The sequence below is a fragment of the Streptomyces sp. NRRL F-525 genome, from assembly GCF_000716605.1.
Taxonomy (GTDB): domain Bacteria; phylum Actinomycetota; class Actinomycetes; order Streptomycetales; family Streptomycetaceae; genus Streptomyces.
In genome coordinates, this window is record NZ_JNXE01000020.1 from 135,322 (window position 1) to 150,627 (window position 15,306).

The 15,306-nt window shown below is 72.8% G+C and carries 11 protein-coding genes; 5 read left to right on the forward strand and 6 right to left on the reverse strand.

Annotation, left to right across the window (positions count from 1 at the left end; all coding sequences use genetic code 11):
• Nucleotides 1-82: 82 nt before the first annotated feature.
• Nucleotides 83-1,246 (forward strand): exonuclease SbcCD subunit D, encoded by a 1,164-nt coding sequence (locus tag OO69_RS27365; RefSeq protein ID WP_033283461.1) that lies wholly within the window; start codon nucleotides 83-85, stop codon nucleotides 1,244-1,246.
• Between the two features lie 31 nt (nucleotides 1,247-1,277).
• Nucleotides 1,278-4,268, forward strand: coding sequence for an AAA family ATPase (locus OO69_RS27370; protein ID WP_033283462.1), 2,991 nt, complete (start codon nucleotides 1,278-1,280; stop codon nucleotides 4,266-4,268).
• Between the two features lie 20 nt (nucleotides 4,269-4,288).
• On the opposite strand, the gene OO69_RS27375 is transcribed toward OO69_RS27370, so the two are convergent.
• Complete coding sequence (locus tag OO69_RS27375; protein ID WP_033283463.1) at nucleotides 4,289-4,735, reverse strand: Lrp/AsnC family transcriptional regulator; 447 nt, start codon at nucleotides 4,733-4,735, stop codon at nucleotides 4,289-4,291.
• A 123-nt stretch (nucleotides 4,736-4,858) separates the two neighbouring features.
• Here OO69_RS27375 and OO69_RS27380 point away from each other — a divergent pair, with 123 nt between their 5' ends.
• Together OO69_RS27380 and OO69_RS27385 are read left to right on the forward strand one after the other, a co-directional pair.
• Nucleotides 4,859-5,338 carry a rhodanese-like domain-containing protein gene (locus OO69_RS27380; protein WP_033283464.1) on the forward strand — a complete coding sequence of 160 codons (480 nt, stop codon included), beginning with the start codon at nucleotides 4,859-4,861 and terminating at the stop codon, nucleotides 5,336-5,338.
• 106 nt (nucleotides 5,339-5,444) lie between these two features.
• Nucleotides 5,445-5,963: an immunity 21 family protein gene (locus OO69_RS27385; RefSeq protein WP_033283465.1), complete on the forward strand. Its 519-nt coding sequence runs from the start codon at nucleotides 5,445-5,447 to the stop codon at nucleotides 5,961-5,963.
• Between the two features lie 97 nt (nucleotides 5,964-6,060).
• On the opposite strand, the gene OO69_RS27390 is transcribed toward OO69_RS27385, so the two are convergent.
• On the reverse strand, nucleotides 6,061-7,752 hold the full coding sequence (locus OO69_RS27390; RefSeq protein WP_033283466.1) for a DUF885 domain-containing protein: 1,692 nt from the start codon (nucleotides 7,750-7,752) through the stop codon (nucleotides 6,061-6,063).
• 33 nt (nucleotides 7,753-7,785) lie between these two features.
• Nucleotides 7,786-8,280 (reverse strand): Lrp/AsnC family transcriptional regulator, encoded by a 495-nt coding sequence (locus OO69_RS27395; RefSeq protein WP_033283467.1) that lies wholly within the window; start codon nucleotides 8,278-8,280, stop codon nucleotides 7,786-7,788.
• Nucleotides 8,281-8,322: 42 nt separating this feature from the next.
• Here OO69_RS27395 and OO69_RS27400 point away from each other — a divergent pair, with 42 nt between their 5' ends.
• A complete protein-coding gene (locus tag OO69_RS27400) occupies nucleotides 8,323-9,603 on the forward strand; it encodes a PLP-dependent transferase (RefSeq protein WP_051801218.1) in 1,281 nt (426 codons plus the stop codon).
• On the opposite strand, the gene OO69_RS27405 is transcribed toward OO69_RS27400, so the two are convergent.
• From OO69_RS27405 to OO69_RS27415, 3 genes are all read right to left on the reverse strand, one after another.
• Entirely contained in the window at nucleotides 9,590-11,074 is a 1,485-nt protein-coding gene (locus OO69_RS27405; RefSeq protein WP_234444542.1) for a GNAT family N-acetyltransferase, read from the reverse strand. The genes OO69_RS27400 and OO69_RS27405 overlap by 14 nt on opposite strands.
• Before the next feature lie 132 nt (nucleotides 11,075-11,206).
• Nucleotides 11,207-13,870: a DUF6493 family protein gene (locus OO69_RS27410; protein WP_033283468.1), complete on the reverse strand. Its 2,664-nt coding sequence runs from the start codon at nucleotides 13,868-13,870 to the stop codon at nucleotides 11,207-11,209.
• The gene (locus tag OO69_RS27415) at nucleotides 13,867-15,294 is read right to left on the reverse strand and encodes an SWIM zinc finger domain-containing protein (RefSeq protein WP_037831859.1); all 1,428 of its coding nucleotides are present in this window, start codon (nucleotides 15,292-15,294) and stop codon (nucleotides 13,867-13,869) included. Before OO69_RS27415 ends, OO69_RS27410 begins: the two co-directional genes overlap by 4 nt.
• Nucleotides 15,295-15,306 lie beyond the last annotated feature (12 nt).

Below are 15,306 nucleotides of genomic sequence, written 5' to 3' on the forward strand. Positions count from 1 at the left end.
TCCCGCCATAAGCTCCCGAATGCATGGGAACTCCGAGGTCAATGGTGGTTCAGGGGCCCGCAGGCGCTAGCGTGGTGGACCGATGAGACTGCTGCACACTTCCGACTGGCACCTGGGCCGGGCGTTCCACCGCGTGAACATGCTCGGGGCCCAGGCCGACTTCGTGAGTCACCTCGTCACCACCGTGCGTGAGCGCGACGTGGACGCGGTGGTCGTGTCGGGAGACGTGTACGACCGGGCGGTGCCGCCGCTGGCCGCGGTCGAGCTGTTCGACGACACCCTGCACCGGCTCGCCGACCTGGGCGTGCCCACGGTGATGATCTCCGGCAACCATGACTCGGCCCGCCGCCTCGGGGTCGGCGCCGGTCTGATCGACCGCGCGGGTATCCACCTCCGCACCGAGCCGTCGGCCTGCGGGACGCCCGTGGTGATTCCGGACGCGTTCGGGGATGTCGCTTTCTATGGGCTGCCGTATCTCGAACCCGCTCTGGTGAAGGCCGAGTTCGGGGTCGAGAAGGCCGGGCACGAGGCGGTCCTCGCCGCCGCCATGGACCGCGTCCGTGCCGACCTCGCGGGCCGCGCGCCCGGCACCCGTTCCGTGGTCCTCGCGCATGCCTTCGTCACCGGCGGCGAGGTCAGCGACAGCGAGCGGGACATCACCGTCGGCGGAGTCGCCGCCGTACCGGCCGGTGTCTTCGACGGCGTCGACTACGTGGCACTCGGGCATCTGCACGGCTCCCAGACGATCACCGGGCGCGTCCGCTACTCGGGCTCCCCGCTGCCGTACTCCTTCTCCGAGGCCGACCACCGCAAGAGCATGTGGCTCGTCGACCTGGATGCCGACGGGACCGTCACCGCCGAGCGCCTCGACTGCCCGGTACCGCGCGAACTGGCCCGTATCCGGGGCTCGTTGGAGGACCTTCTCTACGACCCCGACCTCGCGCGGTACGAGGAGGCGTGGGTCGAGGCGACACTCACCGACCCCGTGCGCCCGGACGACCCCATGGCCCGGCTCACCGACCGCTTCCCGCACACCCTCAGCCTCGTCTTCGACCCCGAGCGCGGCCCCGACGACCCCGACGTGTCGTACGCCCGCCGCCTCGCGGGGCGCGACGACCGTGAAATTGCCGATGACTTCGTCGCCCATGTGCGCGGTGCCGGTCCCGACGAGGACGAACAGGCCGTGCTCCAGGAGGCGTTCGACGCGGTGCGCGCGGATGCGGTCGTACGGGAGGTGACGCCGTGAGCGTGCGGCACACGGGAACAGGGGGCGCCCGATGAGGCTGCACCAACTCGACATCACCGCCTTCGGGCCCTTCGGCGGTTCCCAGACCGTCGACTTCGACGAGCTGTCCTCCGCCGGGCTGTTTCTGCTCCACGGGCCGACCGGCGCCGGCAAGACCTCGATCCTCGACGCCGTCTGCTACGCGCTCTACGGCTCGGTGCCCGGCGTCCGTCAGTCGGGTCAGGGGCTCACCCTGCGCAGCGACCACGCGGCGGCAGGCACCCGCACCGAGGTGCGGCTCGAACTCACCGTCGCCGGGCGGCGGTTGGAGCTCACCCGGCAGCCGCCCTGGGCGCGTCCCAAGAAGCGCGGCACCGGCAGCACGCTGGACAAGGCGCAGAGCTGGCTGCGCGAGTACGACGCCGCGGCCGGCGCCTGGAAGGATCTCAGCCGCTCCCACCAGGAGATCGGCGAGGAGATCACCCAGCTGCTCGGCATGAGCCGGGAACAGTTCTGCCAGGTCGTGCTGCTGCCCCAGGGCGAGTTCGCGCGCTTCCTGCGGTCCGACGCCGAGGCCCGCGGCAAGCTGCTCGGGCGGCTCTTCGACACCCACCGCTTCGCCGAGGTGGAGAAGCGGCTCGCCGAGCGGCGCCGGGCCACCGAGGCCCAAGTCCGCGAGGGCGACGCCGAGTTGCTCGCCGACGCGCACCGCATGCAGCAGGCCGCCGGTGACGCCATGGAGCTGCCGGACCTCGCCCCGGGCGAACCCGGCCTCGCCGACGCGGTGTTGGGCGCGGCGGCCGTCGCCCGCAGCACCGCACGCGAGCAACTGACCGTCGAGCACAGCCGCCTCACCGCCGCCGAGTCCGCCCAGGTCGCCGCCGACCGTGAACTGGCCGACGTCCGTGAACTGGCCCGCCTGCAACAGCGGTTCACGCAGGCGCGGGAGCGGGCCACGCTCATGGAGGAACGCGCCGACGGCTATCGGCAGGCGCAGGCGCGGATGGAGCGGGCCCGGAAGGCGGAGGCGGTGGCGCCTGCGCTGGAGCTGCGGGAGGCCGCCGACGCCGAGCACCGGGACGCCGCCCGGGCCGAGACCCGTGCGCGCGACCTGCTACCGGACTCCTTCGCGGGCGCCGGCGCGGCCGGACTCGCCGCCGCCGCACGCCGGGCCGCCGAGGAACTGGGCGGTCTTGAGTCGGCCCGTCGTGCAGAGCAGCGGCTCGCCGAACTCGGCTCGGAGCGCGCCGAGTTGGACCGCCAGGAGCGGGCCGACGAGGACGTACGGCAGGAGGCCGAGGCCTGGCTCGCCGAGTGGGACACCACCCGTGCGGAACTTCAGGCGCGGATCGAGTCGGCCCAGGAGGCCACCACCCGGGCCGAGCAGCTCGGGGTGCGGCGCGAGCCCGCCGAGCGGCGGCTCGGGGCGGCCCGGCAGCGGGACCAGTTCGCCGGTGACACGGAGGACGCGCACCGGCAGGTGCTCGCGTCGGCCGAACATGCCCTGAAGGCCCGCGCCCACTGGCTCGACCTCAAGGAGCAGCGGCTGAACGGCATCGCCGCCGAACTCGCCGCCCACCTCACCGACGGCGCGCCCTGTGCCGTCTGCGGAGCCACCGAACACCCCGCCCCCGCACGGAAATCCGCCGGACACGTCGACCGCGCGGCCGAGGAACAGGCCCTCACCGCCCACCAGCGCGCCGAGGAACAGCGCACCGAGGCCGAGCGCCGCCTGGGCGTCGTACGGGAAGCCCTCGCCGCCGCCACCGCCGAAGCCGGTGACACCCCGACCGGTCAACTCGCCGACGAGGTCGCGGAGTTGGAGCGGCTGTACGAGCAGGCGCGCCGGGACGCGTCCTGGCTGCACCCCGCGACCGAGGAGCTGCGCCGGGCCGAGCAGGAGCGTGAGCGGCGGACCGCGATCCAGCAGCAGGCCGCGGTCCGGGCCGCCTCCCGTACCACCCTGCGCGACACCCTGGACCGCGAACGAGCCTCGCTGGAGGGGGAGTTGGCGCAGTCGCGGGGCGCTGCCGAGAGTGTGGCCGCGCGTGCCGCCCAGCTGGAGCGGCAGACCGCGCTGCTCACCGACGCGGCCGACGCCGTCCGTGCCGCCGAGGACACCGCGCAGCGCCTCAAGGACGCCGACGCCCGGCTCGCCGACGCGGCCTTCCGTGCCGGGTTCGACACTCCGCAGGCCGCGGCCGCCGCCCTTCTCGACGACACCGCCCACCGCGAACTCCAACGCCGCCTGGACGCCTGGCAGTCGGAGGAGGCCGCCGTACGGGCCGTCCTCGCGGAGGCCGACACGGCGGCGGCCGCGCAACAGGCGCCCGCCGACCTGGACTTGGCGGAGCGCGCCGCGACCGCGGCCGACCGGCGGACCCGGGACGCGGCCTCGGCGCGCGACGCGGCGGCCCGGCGCTGCACCGAACTCGACCGGCTCTCCGCCCGATCGGCGGCCGGGGCACGCCAACTCGCCCCGCTGCGCGAGGAGTACGACCGGGTGGCCCGCCTCGCCGCCCTCACCGCGGGCACCTCGGCCGACAACGAACGCCGGATGCGGCTGGAGTCGTACGTCCTCGCCGCCCGCCTGGAACAGGTGGCCGCGGCGGCGACCGTACGGTTGCAGCGCATGTCGTCCGGCCGCTACACGCTGGTCCATTCCGACGACCGGGCCGGGCGCGGCCGTAGCGGACTCGGGTTGCATGTCGTCGACGCGTGGACCGGGCGGGAGCGGGACACGGCGACGCTGTCCGGCGGCGAGACGTTCTTCGCGTCGCTCGCCCTCGCGCTCGGGCTCGCGGACGTGGTCACCGACGAGGCCGGCGGGGTCCGGCTCGACACGCTCTTCATCGACGAGGGCTTCGGCAGCCTCGACGAGCAGACCCTCGACGAGGTCCTCGACGTCCTCGACTCCCTGCGCGAACGGGACCGCAGCGTCGGCATCGTCAGCCATGTCGCCGATCTGCGGCGCCGGATCCACGCGCAGCTGGAGGTCGTGAAGGAGCGGGACGGGTCGGCCGTACGGCAGCGGGGGCAGTGACGTCGTCCAGGCCGGCGGGGTCAGTGACCCAGGGGGCGGCGGGGGAGCGGTGAGGAGTAGACGACGCTGGTGGTGACCGAGCCCAGGGCGCCGATCTTCCCCGAGACCTCCTCCAGGTGGCGCATCGAACGGGCCGCGACCTTGATCATGAAGCAGTCGTCGCCCGTGATGTGATGCGCCTCCAGGATCTCCGGCGTCACCGCGACCAGGTCGTGGAAGGGCTTGTAGTTGCCGTTCGGATAGCGCAGCCGGACGAACGCCAGGATGGGCAGCCCGAGTTGTTCCGGGTCCACGACCGCCGCGTACCCCTGGATCACCCCCGCCTCCTCCAGCCGCCGCACCCGCTCGGTCACCGCGCTCGCGGACATGGAGACGGCCCGGGCCAGCTCGGCGAAACTGGCGCGTCCCTCCCGCTGGAGGACCTCGAGGATGCGCCAGTCGGTGGCGTCCGGTGAATACGCGGTCATACCCGAGGAATACCAGGGGAATCCCCGGCCGATCAAGAGGTACGGCGGGGATCGTCCCTTCAGTGGGCCGGTCGGCGACCGTAGATTTCTGGCCGTAGAGACACCTCGGTGAAAGGCCGGACCATGAGCAGCAGTACCGCCGTCAACCCTGTTCTGCGGGTCGCCCCCGCCGCTCCCTCGGCAGCGGCCGCCCACTTCCGGGCGAGCCTCGCCTTTCACGCCGACGTGTCCGACGTGGCCGCCGCGCTCGCGGGCGACGGCCACGCGGGCTTCGTCGTCGTCGACTCGCGCTCCACCGAGTCCTGGGACCAGGGCCACCTGCCCGGAGCCCTCCACCTCCCCACCGCGCTCGTCCCGGAACAGGCCGAGGCCCTCCTCGACAAGTCCGTGCCGGTCGTGACGTACTGCTGGGGCCCGGGCTGCGACGGCGCCACCCGATCCGCCCTCGCTCTCGCCGAACTCGGCTATCAGGTCAAGGAGATGCTCGGGGGATTCGAGTACTGGGTGCGTGAGGGCTTCGAGTTCGAGACGTGGGAAGGCCGTGAACGCCGCGCGGCCGATGCGCTGACCGCACCGGTGGGGGCGGCGGACTGCGGGTGCTGAAAGGCGGCCTCGACCGCGAACCAGCCGTAGCCGCAAGGGAGTTGAGGTGACACGCGGCACCTTGAACCCTGAACATGTGGGCTCGCTGTGCGTGTAGGTTCTGCCCATGGCGCGATACGCGGAGCCGGGCACGGCGGTGCAGTGGGTGGAGTCGGGCGGCGGGCCGCTCATAGCGGTGCCGGAGACGGTGCTGCCGTTCTGGACGGGAGCCGACGGCGATGAACTCGCCTCGGACTACGACCGGGCGTGCGAGGTCGGCGGCTACGTCGGTCTCCTGCCCGTAGGGGACAGCGCGGCCCTGGTCCTCGGGGACGACCCCGCGTCGACGGCCTTCCTGCCGGAGCACGACACGTTCGTACGGTGGCGGGCCGCGAACTCCGAGGACGACGTCCTGGCCGGGGTGTCCGCCGCGCTCTCCGGCGCGACCTGGGAGAACGAGGTGCGGTGGGACGTACCCGGGCCCGTGGTGCTCTTCGACTCGGCGTGGCCCGGACGGGACTCGGAGGGCACCGAGCATCTGAAGGTGGACCTGGAGCCGGGGCGCTATGCCGTCCGGGCGGGGCAGGCGCAGCCGGGGCCGGAGACCTGGCTCGGGCTCGTCCAGCTGCGGCGGCTCCCGAACTGACCGTCTCCGGCCGGGACCGAACTGGCCATCTTTGGTCGGACTTCGGCGGCCGGGTCCCGAACTCCGGGGCCCCGCCGCCGACATGTCCTGCCGGGCGTCAGAGCTGAGACAGCTCGTCCACCAGGTCGTCCAGGCCCAGCGAACCCTGGGACAGCGCGGCCATGTGCCAGGCCTTCAGGTCGAAGGCGTCGCCGTGCCGCTGCCGTGCGTTCTCGCGGCCCAACAACCAGGCGCGCTGGCCGAGTTTGTAGCCGATGGCCTGGCCCGGGATCGTGAGGTAGCGGGTCAGTTCGCTCTCCACGAAGTCCGCCGGGCGGCTGCTGTGCGCGCCGAAGAACTCCTGGGCCAGCTCGGGCGTCCACCGCTCACCGGGGTGGAAGGGCGAGTCCGCCGGGATCTCCATCTCCAGGTGCATGCCGATGTCGACGATGATCCGGGTGGCCCGCATCATCTGCCCGTCGAGGAAGCCGAGTCGCTGCTCCGCGTCCTCCAAGTAGCCCAGCTCGTCCATCAGTTGCTCCGCGTACAGCGCCCAGCCCTCGGCGTTGGCGCTGACCATGCCGACGGAGGCCTGGTAGCGGGAGAGTTCGTCGGCGACGTGCGTCCACTGGGCGAGCTGGAGGTGATGGCCGGGGACGCCCTCGTGGTACCAGGTCGAGACGAGGTCGTAGACCGGGAACCGGGTCTGTCCCATCGTCGGCAGCCAGGTGCGGCCCGGACGTGAGAAGTCCTGCGAGGGCTGCGTGTAGTACGGCGCCGCCGAGCTGCCCGCGGGCGCGATGCGCGACTCCACCCGCCGTACCCGCTCGGCGAGTTCGAAGTGGGTGCCGTCCAGATCCTCGATCGCCTTGTCCATCACGCCCTGGAGCCACGCGCGGACCTCCTCGACGCCCTCGATGTGCCGGCCGTGCTCGTCGAGGTGCGCCAGCGCCACCCACGGGGTCTCGGCGCCGGGCAGGATCTTCTCGGCCTCCCGCTTCATCTCGGCGAGCAGCCGGTGGTACTCGGACCAGCCGTACGCGTACGCCTCGTCGAGATCCAGCTCCGTACCGTTGTAGTAGCGGGCCCACCGCGCGTACCGCTCACGGCCCACCGTGTTCGGCGCGCCCTCGATCGCCGGCGCGTACACGTCGCGCAGCCAGTCCCGCAGCTCCACCAGGGCCGCGGTCGCGGCGCGGGCGGCCTCGTCCAGTCCGGCGCGCAGGGACTCGGGTCCGGCCGAGGCGAAGTCCTCGTACCAGCCGCGTCCCCGGCCGTCCGTGTCCGACCACTCGGTGAGCTGGCCGATGAAGGTGGCGGTCGGGCGCGGGCCCGCGAACAGCTTGCGGTCCAGGCCCAGTTGGAGGGATTCGCGGTAGCCGGCCAGCGCGGCGGGCACCGCGCGCAGCCGTTCGGCGATCGCCGCCCAGTCCTCGTCGGTCTGGGCCGGCGTCACCGTGAACACATCACGCACCGAGTGCGCGGGGGTGTGCATGTTGCCGACCTCGCGCAGGCCCTCCTCGGTGTCGTGCACACCGAGTGCGGCGGTCAGCCGCTCGCGCAGCAGGCGCGCACAACGGCGCTCGCTGTCACTGTCCGCGCCGGGCCGGCGCTCGGCCTCGTCGAGCTTCGCGAGGGTCGCCCGCTGAAGCTCCGCGAGTCGTTCCTGACCTGCGGGGGAGAGGTCGGGCAGCCTGCTCGAACTCTCCTTCACGCCGAGATACGTACCGATGACCGGGTCGAGGGTGATGAGGTCGTCGACGTAGGCGTCGGCGACCTGCCGGGGCAGCGGAGTGTTGGTCTGCGACATGAGGACCATCCTCATACGCGGAACTCGGACCCGTCACCCCGATTCAGCTGTGGGCGTGGCAAGCGGCAGCAAAGGCCCGCAGTCCCACTGCTGGAAGATCAACCGGGTCTCCACCCGGGCCACTTCGCGCTGTGACGTGAACTCGTCCAGCACCAGCCGCTGAAGGTCCGCCATGTCCGCCACGGCCACATGGACGACATAGTCGTCGGGCCCGGTCAGATGGAACACGGTCCGCGACTCCGGCAACGCCCGGATCCGCTCCACGAACGGCCCCACCAGCTCCCGCCGATGCGGCCGCACCTGCACCGACAGCAACGCCTCCAGCCCCCGCCCCAACTTGGCTGCGTCGACCCGCAGTTGATGCCCCAGGATCACCCCGGCCCGGCGCAGCCGCGCCACCCGGTCCAGACACGTCGACGGCGCGACCCCCACCTGCTCCGCGAGCTCGCGATAGGTCGCCCGGGCGTCGTTCTGCAGCAACCGCAGCAGATGGAGGTCCACCGGATCCAGTACGACAGATTCGGTCATGGGCCGAACGTAGCACGGAGTTTCGGCCATAGTTCCCGCGTGATGTTCACCCTTACGCCCATGGACACAACGCACCCGCACCCCTCCCCAGCCCTCCGAGCCCTGGCCACCGAAGCCGTGCACGCCGGCCGGGACGACCTCGCCCGGCAGGGCCTGCACGCCCCGCCGATCGACCTGTCGACCACCTACCCGTCGTACGACAGCCGCGGCGAGGCCGCCCGCGTCGACGCCTTCGCCGCCACCGGCGCCGAACCGGACGGTCCGCCCGTCTACGGCCGCGTCGGCAACCCGACCGTCTCCCGCTTCGAGACCGCCCTCGCCCGCCTCGAAGGCACCGGGAGCGCGGTGGCGTTCGCCAGCGGCATGGCGGCCCTGACCGCCGTCCTCCTGGCGCGGGCCGCGGCGGGGCTGCGGCACGTGGTGGCGGTACGACCCCTCTATGGCAGCAGCGACCACCTGCTCACCGCCGGGCTGCTCGGCTCCGAGGTGACCTGGACCGACCCGGCCGGGATCACCGACGCGCTGCGTCCGGACACCGGCCTGGTCGTCGTCGAGTCCCCGGCCAACCCGACCCTGGCCGAACTGGACCTGCGCGCCGTCGCCCACGCCTGCGGCTCGGTCCCGCTCCTCGTGGACAACACCTTCGCCACCCCGGTCCTGCAACGCCCCGCCGAACACGGCGCCCGCATCGTCCTGCACAGCGCCACCAAGTACCTCGGCGGGCACGGCGATGTGATGGGAGGTGTGGTGGCCTGCGACGAGGAGTTCGCCGGGCTGCTGCGGCAGGTGCGGTTCGCGACGGGCGGCGTGCTGCATCCGCTGGCCGGCTATCTGCTGCTGCGCGGCCTCGCGACCCTCCCGATCCGGGTACGGGCCGCGTCCGCCACCGCCGCCGAACTCGCTCGCCGCCTCACCGCCGACCCGCGCGTGGCCCGCGTCCACTACCCGCGCATCGGCGGCGCGATGATCGCCTTCGAGGTCCACGGCGACCCCCACGAGGTCATAGCGGGAGTCCGCCTCATCACGCCCGCCGTCAGCCTCGGCAGCGTCGACACCCTGATCCAGATCCCGGCCTCCATCAGCCACCGAGTGGTGCCCGGGGAGGACAGGAGGGGGTCGGGTGTGAGCGACAGCTTGCTGAGGCTGTCGGTAGGGCTGGAGGACGTAGAGGACCTCTGGACGGATTTGGATGGGGCGCTGGCGCCCCTCTCAAGAGGCGCGGGGCGGTGCTCATATGCGGCTCCGCCGCGGGGCGCGACCAGCCACAGTGGACCGTCAGAGGCCGACGAATCCGTTACGACTACGGCGCTCAGGCCTTCCTGAACTCCGTGATCTCCACAACGTCCTTGGCCTCGCCCACGGCCGAACTCAACCGAGCCGTGACCACCAACGTCCCCTCCTCGATCTGATAGTCAAGCGGCAACCCCAACCCCCTCATCGCCGCAACCATCCCCGTGTTGGACGCCTGCGTCACCGCGTACACGCTCTCGCACCCCGCCTCGACAGCCATCCCCACCAGCCGCCCCAACAACTCGCTCCCGATACCCCGCCGCTGCCAGTCGTCCTCGACCAACAGCGCGACCTCCGTCTCGTCCCCGTCCCACAACAGGTGCCCGAGCCCGACGATCCGCCCCGACGCCGTCTGCACGGCGAGCGTCCGCCCGAAGCGCGGAGAGAGCAGGTGGTTGAGATAGCGGTCGGCGTCATTGACCGGCCCGTGGTACCGCATGCCGAGCGTCCGTGAAGAGCACCGCTCGTGCATCTCCCGCGCCGCGTCCAGGTCACCGGTGTCGGCGCGCCGCACGGTGATCGCGTTGCCCTCGGGCAGCGTCAGTACGTCCTGGCTGCGCGGGATGCGGGGACCGAGCCGGGCGTCCAGCTCGACCAGCGCCCGCGCCCGGGCGAACTCGGTGGGCGTGAACGGCAGGTACGCCCGCTCCACTGTGATCACTCCGCCTTCCGGCGCCCGCAGCCGCATGACCGTGTCCTCCAACGACCCCTCCACCGGCACCGACTCCGGCTCGCGCCCCTTGCCCGCGGTGGTCGCGGGCAGCGAACGGATGGTGCACCGGCCCAGCAACTGCCGTAGCGCCAGCGGCAGTTCGGCAGCGTCCAGGGCCGTGCGCGTGGCCAGGCCCAGGACGCGGGTCGGCGCGTCCACCAGATCGTGGGCGTCGGCCCGCTCGATCCAGGTGCCCGAACCGCCGGCCGAGGCCACCGCCCGGGTGATCTCGGACGCCGCGACCTCGGCCGGCGCCCGCAGCAGGAACTCGTCCACCGTGCCCTCGGCCAGCGGATGCGTCTGCAGGCTCAGGATGTCGACCCGCTGACCGGCCAGCGCCGTGCACAACACCGCCAGCGACCCCGGCGCGTCCTGCACCGTCGTCCGCATCCGCCACAGCGCGGCCGCCTCGGCGACGGGGTCGGCGGGCGTGGACGACTGCTCGGACGCGGAGGCGGACGTGGTCTCGGGGCCTGCCCCGGTCAGCTCGGCCCGCTCGGTGGGCCCGGCCTGCCGCAGTTCTGCGGTCGGCCGGGCGCCGGTATCGCCCGTCGGCGGCGCATGACCGTGGCGGCGTGACCACCACGTGTGGAACCCCGCCGTGGCGACCAGGGCCAGCGCGGAGATCGCCAGCAGCGCCGGTCCGTCGGGGCCGTGGCCCACCAGATCCGCCACGACGTCCGCCACCGCGACCGCCGTGAACAGCGCGGCCAGCTCCACCAGGTCCCGCCGCCAGTGGTGCACCGGACGCCCGTGCTTCGCGCGCGTCACGTCAAACATGTCTCGACTCATGCACCCACTGTGAAGGAAGGGTGTTGCGTGATCACGAACGCTCTGTGACCTACCGGTAAAAGCGTGGTTCTGTACCTTTTGCCGTTCTTTTGGTGAGTGCGACGCACCGGAGGTCAGCCCTGTCGCCCTACGTCATGCGGCCACCTCCTCCACCAGCGCACTGCGCAGCCGACGTGCCTGCGTGACCAGCCGGGACGAGCCGCTCCGAGCCACCGTCTGCGCCAGATACGGCAGTTCACCCCGCGCCCCGGACCGCTCCGCGCACTCGGCGGCCACCGCCAGGAGGTCCCCGAGCCCCCGAGCGTGGGCGGGCTTGGCATCGCCGTCGAGGTCGGCGAGCAGCGCGGCCAGGGTGTGCCGGAGGATCCCCCAGATGGTCGCGTTCGCCCCGGTCGCAGCCCCCGTCCGCACCGACTCGGCGAGCCGCGACGGCTTCACGGCCCCGCTCCGCACCAGCTCCCCGAGATCCGCCCCCAGCCGATCCCCGTCCAACTGCCCCCGCGCCGCGAGCACCAACAACGCGTCTACGGCGGCGAGCCGGTCCTCGGGATGCCGCGCGCCGAGCCCGTACGCCAGACACAGGTGCGTGGCCTGCCCGGCCGCACCCTCCGACTCGGCCAGCAGCGGAAGTACGGCGGCCGCACCCCGGGTGTCGTCCAGCGCAGCGGTGGACACGTCCCGCACCAGCCGCGCCGCCACCAGTTCGCGACGCTCGGGGAGCATCGCGAGCCAGTGCCGCTGCATCTCGTGGTTCCAGTGGTAGCAGTGCCAACGGTCGCCGTAGGCGGTCACCGGCTTGCCCAGCGCGCGGAACTCCGCCGGGAAGTCCTCCTGCAGATCGAGGAGTTCACCCAGCTCCACCACGACACGCGCCCCGGCCGTCCGGCGCCTGCTCAGCGGCAGGGTGGGGCTGTCGGACATCAGCCGGCGCGCGAGCCGGGTGCCCTCCACCGTGCCGAGCGCCTCCGCCCGCTCGGCGGCAACGGTTGCCGCCGCCCGGTCCTCTCGGCGCACCCGCAGCAGCGCCTGCGCGAGGTCGGCATCCGAGACCCGCGCGCCCAGTCGCCGGTACATGTCCAGCCGGTCCACCAACTCGTCCGGCTCCAGCAGCCCCGTGCTCCAGCTCGGCGTCGACAACAGGAACGGCAGCGGCTCCGCGCGGAGCCGGTACGCGACCTCCCATATCCGGGCGTCGAAGGCTCGGGTCAGTGCGCTGTGCCCGCACTCCCGTCCCTTGTCGCCGCGCCGCATCCCGTCGTGGAGGGTGCCGGTGCGCACCTTGTCCAGGAGGGTGGCCAGCAGGAGGTCGAACCCGTACGACGCGCTGCCGAAGCTGTGGTGCGACCTGCTGAAGTGGTCGTCCGGACGCTGGGGAAACCCGGGGGCGTCATCGGCCCACCAGCGGCGCGCGACCACCGGTCCCAACGCCTCCAGCAGGGCGTCCCGGTCCCGGTACGCATGGCGGACGAGTCCGTCCAGCGCCCGCTCGAACGCGGCCACGTCGCCCTCGGTGGCCATCAACGCCCCCACCTCCTCGGCGAGTTCGACCGCCGACTCGGGTGCCGGTGCGAGGCGCACCGCCTCCGGTGCGGGCGGGAGCGTCTCCTCGTACACCAGCGCCGCCGCCGTCGCGGGCGTCGCGCCCAGCGTCTCGACCGCGCGTGTGCGCAGGGCGGGGATCAACTGGTCGGCCGCCGAGGCGAGTTCGGCCCGTGCCTCGGGGGAGTCGACCTTCTTGAGGTGCCGCTCGACCAGCTTCAGTGCCCGCTCCTGTACGTCCGCGTCCTCGTGCCCGAAGGCTTGGGCGAGGGCGGGCAGTACGTCGTCGGCGGCCGACGCGTCCCGCGCCAATGCCTTTCCCAGCAGCGCGAGTTGGGCCCGGACGAGCTTCTTCTCGGGCCGGAACAGCACCGCGTCCGACATCTCCGCCAGCCGTCGTGGCGTCAACTCCCCGTCCAGTGCGAGGGATCCGAGCACCGACTGGGCGTGCGACGCCACCATCGACACCGCGTCCGAGGCCAGCGCCAGCCAGTCGGCGATCCGCTCCCGCTCCTCCTCGCGGGTCAGAGCGAGGGCCTTCAACACCCGCAGGAACACCCGGTTGTCGAGGGTCGTACCGCCCCGCAGCAGCCGGGCCATGCACGCGTCCACCGTGCGCTTCCGGTCCAGGACGCCGTCGGTGGTGAGCTGGGCGAGCGCGTCGACCCAGCTGTTCGGCCCCTCGGCCGAGGTCCACTCCAGCGGGCTGCCGATGTCCTCCGTCTCGAAGACCGCGTCCACCAGCTCCGCGAGAAACGGATCCTTGCGCAACCGGTCCAGCAGGGTGTTCCCGAGCTGCCGCAGATTGCCGATGTGCTCCACCCAGCCCCGCACATAGGCGTCTGTCGTCGGCACCGGACAGCCGGAGAGCCGTACCAGACCGGCCATCAGCTCGTACGGCACGTCCGTGGAGGCCGGGCGTCCGGCGAGGCGGTGCGTCACGTCGGCGAGCCAGGCGGTGTCGCGGTCGCCCAGGATGTGGATCAGCAGTGCCGGGGACGACGCCGACCAGCGCATGTCGGTGGCGGCGATCCAGGTCGCCGCGGCTGCCGCCCCCGTCTCACAGGCGGCCCCGGCCGCGTGCAGGGCCGGGTAGGCGCGGCGGGCCGGCATCTCCCACGGTGCTTGGCGCAGCTCCTTGCGGAGTTCCTTCAACTCCGGCAGGAACGCCCGCCGTTCGGCGTCCGTCAACCCGTCCAGCAGGCCCACCGCCTCGGCCGTCCGGCCCGCCCGCACCGCATCCATCAGCGAACTCATCGCACACCCCCGTCGACCCGCACCATGTCCTGCTTCGTGTTCCGCTGTGTGTCCTGCTCCGTCGCGGCACCTCGCCGCACCATCCGCACCGCCAGCGCGTGCTTGCACGGCCCGCGCCCGCCGCGGTACTTGGCCCACCACACGCAGCTGCAACTCAGCACCCCCGCCTCGTCCCGCACCCGGTGCACATGGCCGTCCTCGGCAGTCACCGTCCCGAGCGCGCCCTCCAAGGTCACCGCCCCCGCGGCCACCAGCGCGCGGGCCGAGCGCAGCCGGGGATTGTGACGCTCCACGCGCTGCGCGTCGTACGGCAGTTCACGGTGGAAGTAGGCCGCCTCCGCCGTGTCGTAGCCGACGCGCCCCGAGGTGCCCAGCCGGGTCAGCGCCGCGCGGACCCGCTGCGGTGTGAGGCCGGAGGACGCGGCCATGTCGGCGACGTCGATACGGGGTTCCCAGGCGAGCAGCACGGAGATCAACTCCGCGTCCTCGCCCGCCTCGTCGGCCGCGAGCGCGTCCAGGACCCCGCCCTCGCCGGAGAACCCGCGCGACGCGTCCGGCGACAGCGTGAGGGTGAGCCGCATGCCCGGCAGGACGGCCTCCCACGCACCGGCCGTCGCCGAGGCGCCGATGACGGAGGGGCCGTAGATCCGCAGGGCCGTCGCGTGGCGCAGGACCCGCTGGAGTGCGATCAGGCGCTCCGGGCCGGGGAGGCACACCGCGCCCGGTACGGGGCGGGTGGTCGGGCGCAGGCCGCGGCCCGCCGGGACGACCCAGCGCGGGCCGCTCGTGGTGCCGCGCGCGCCGCTCTTCGGGAGGGAGCGCAGGAAACGGACCGCCTCCGCCGCGGGCAGTTCGGCGCGCAGGTCGAAGCCGGCCGCTATGACCTGGGCCTCCGCGAAGCCGCGCAGCCAGCGGTCCGGGAGCGGCACCTTCTTCTCCACGACCGGGCCGTCCAGTGTGGTGACGGCCAACTCCTCGGGGCCGACCCGGAGATGGAGCGGATCGTCCGTGCCGATCCGGGAGAGGGCCTCGCGCAGCGGGTTGTTGACGTCGACGTTCGTCGTGCCGTGTCCCACCTCGTCGCCGTCGAGTCCGGGGCCGAGGACGTCCAGTCGCGCGTACACCCCGCCGCAGCCGGAGAAGGACTCGAAGCGCAGCCGGTCGCCGCCCGCCGTGACCACCGGGTCGAGGGAGGCGGCCAGTTGGCGCTGGTAGTAGCGCGTGGCCGCCACGTCGGCCACCGCCAGCAGCGCCGCCGAGGCCACCTGAGGAGAGGTCAGGAAGCCCGCGAAGAAGCGCGGATGGTCGGTGACACCCGAAGGAGTCGCACCTCGTGAGGTCTCCAGTCCGAGGCGCCGTCCGTCCGCCGACGACTCCAGCACGGAGGGTCGGGGATAGGTCACGGCCTGCAAAGATCGCGTCATGCAAAAACCGTA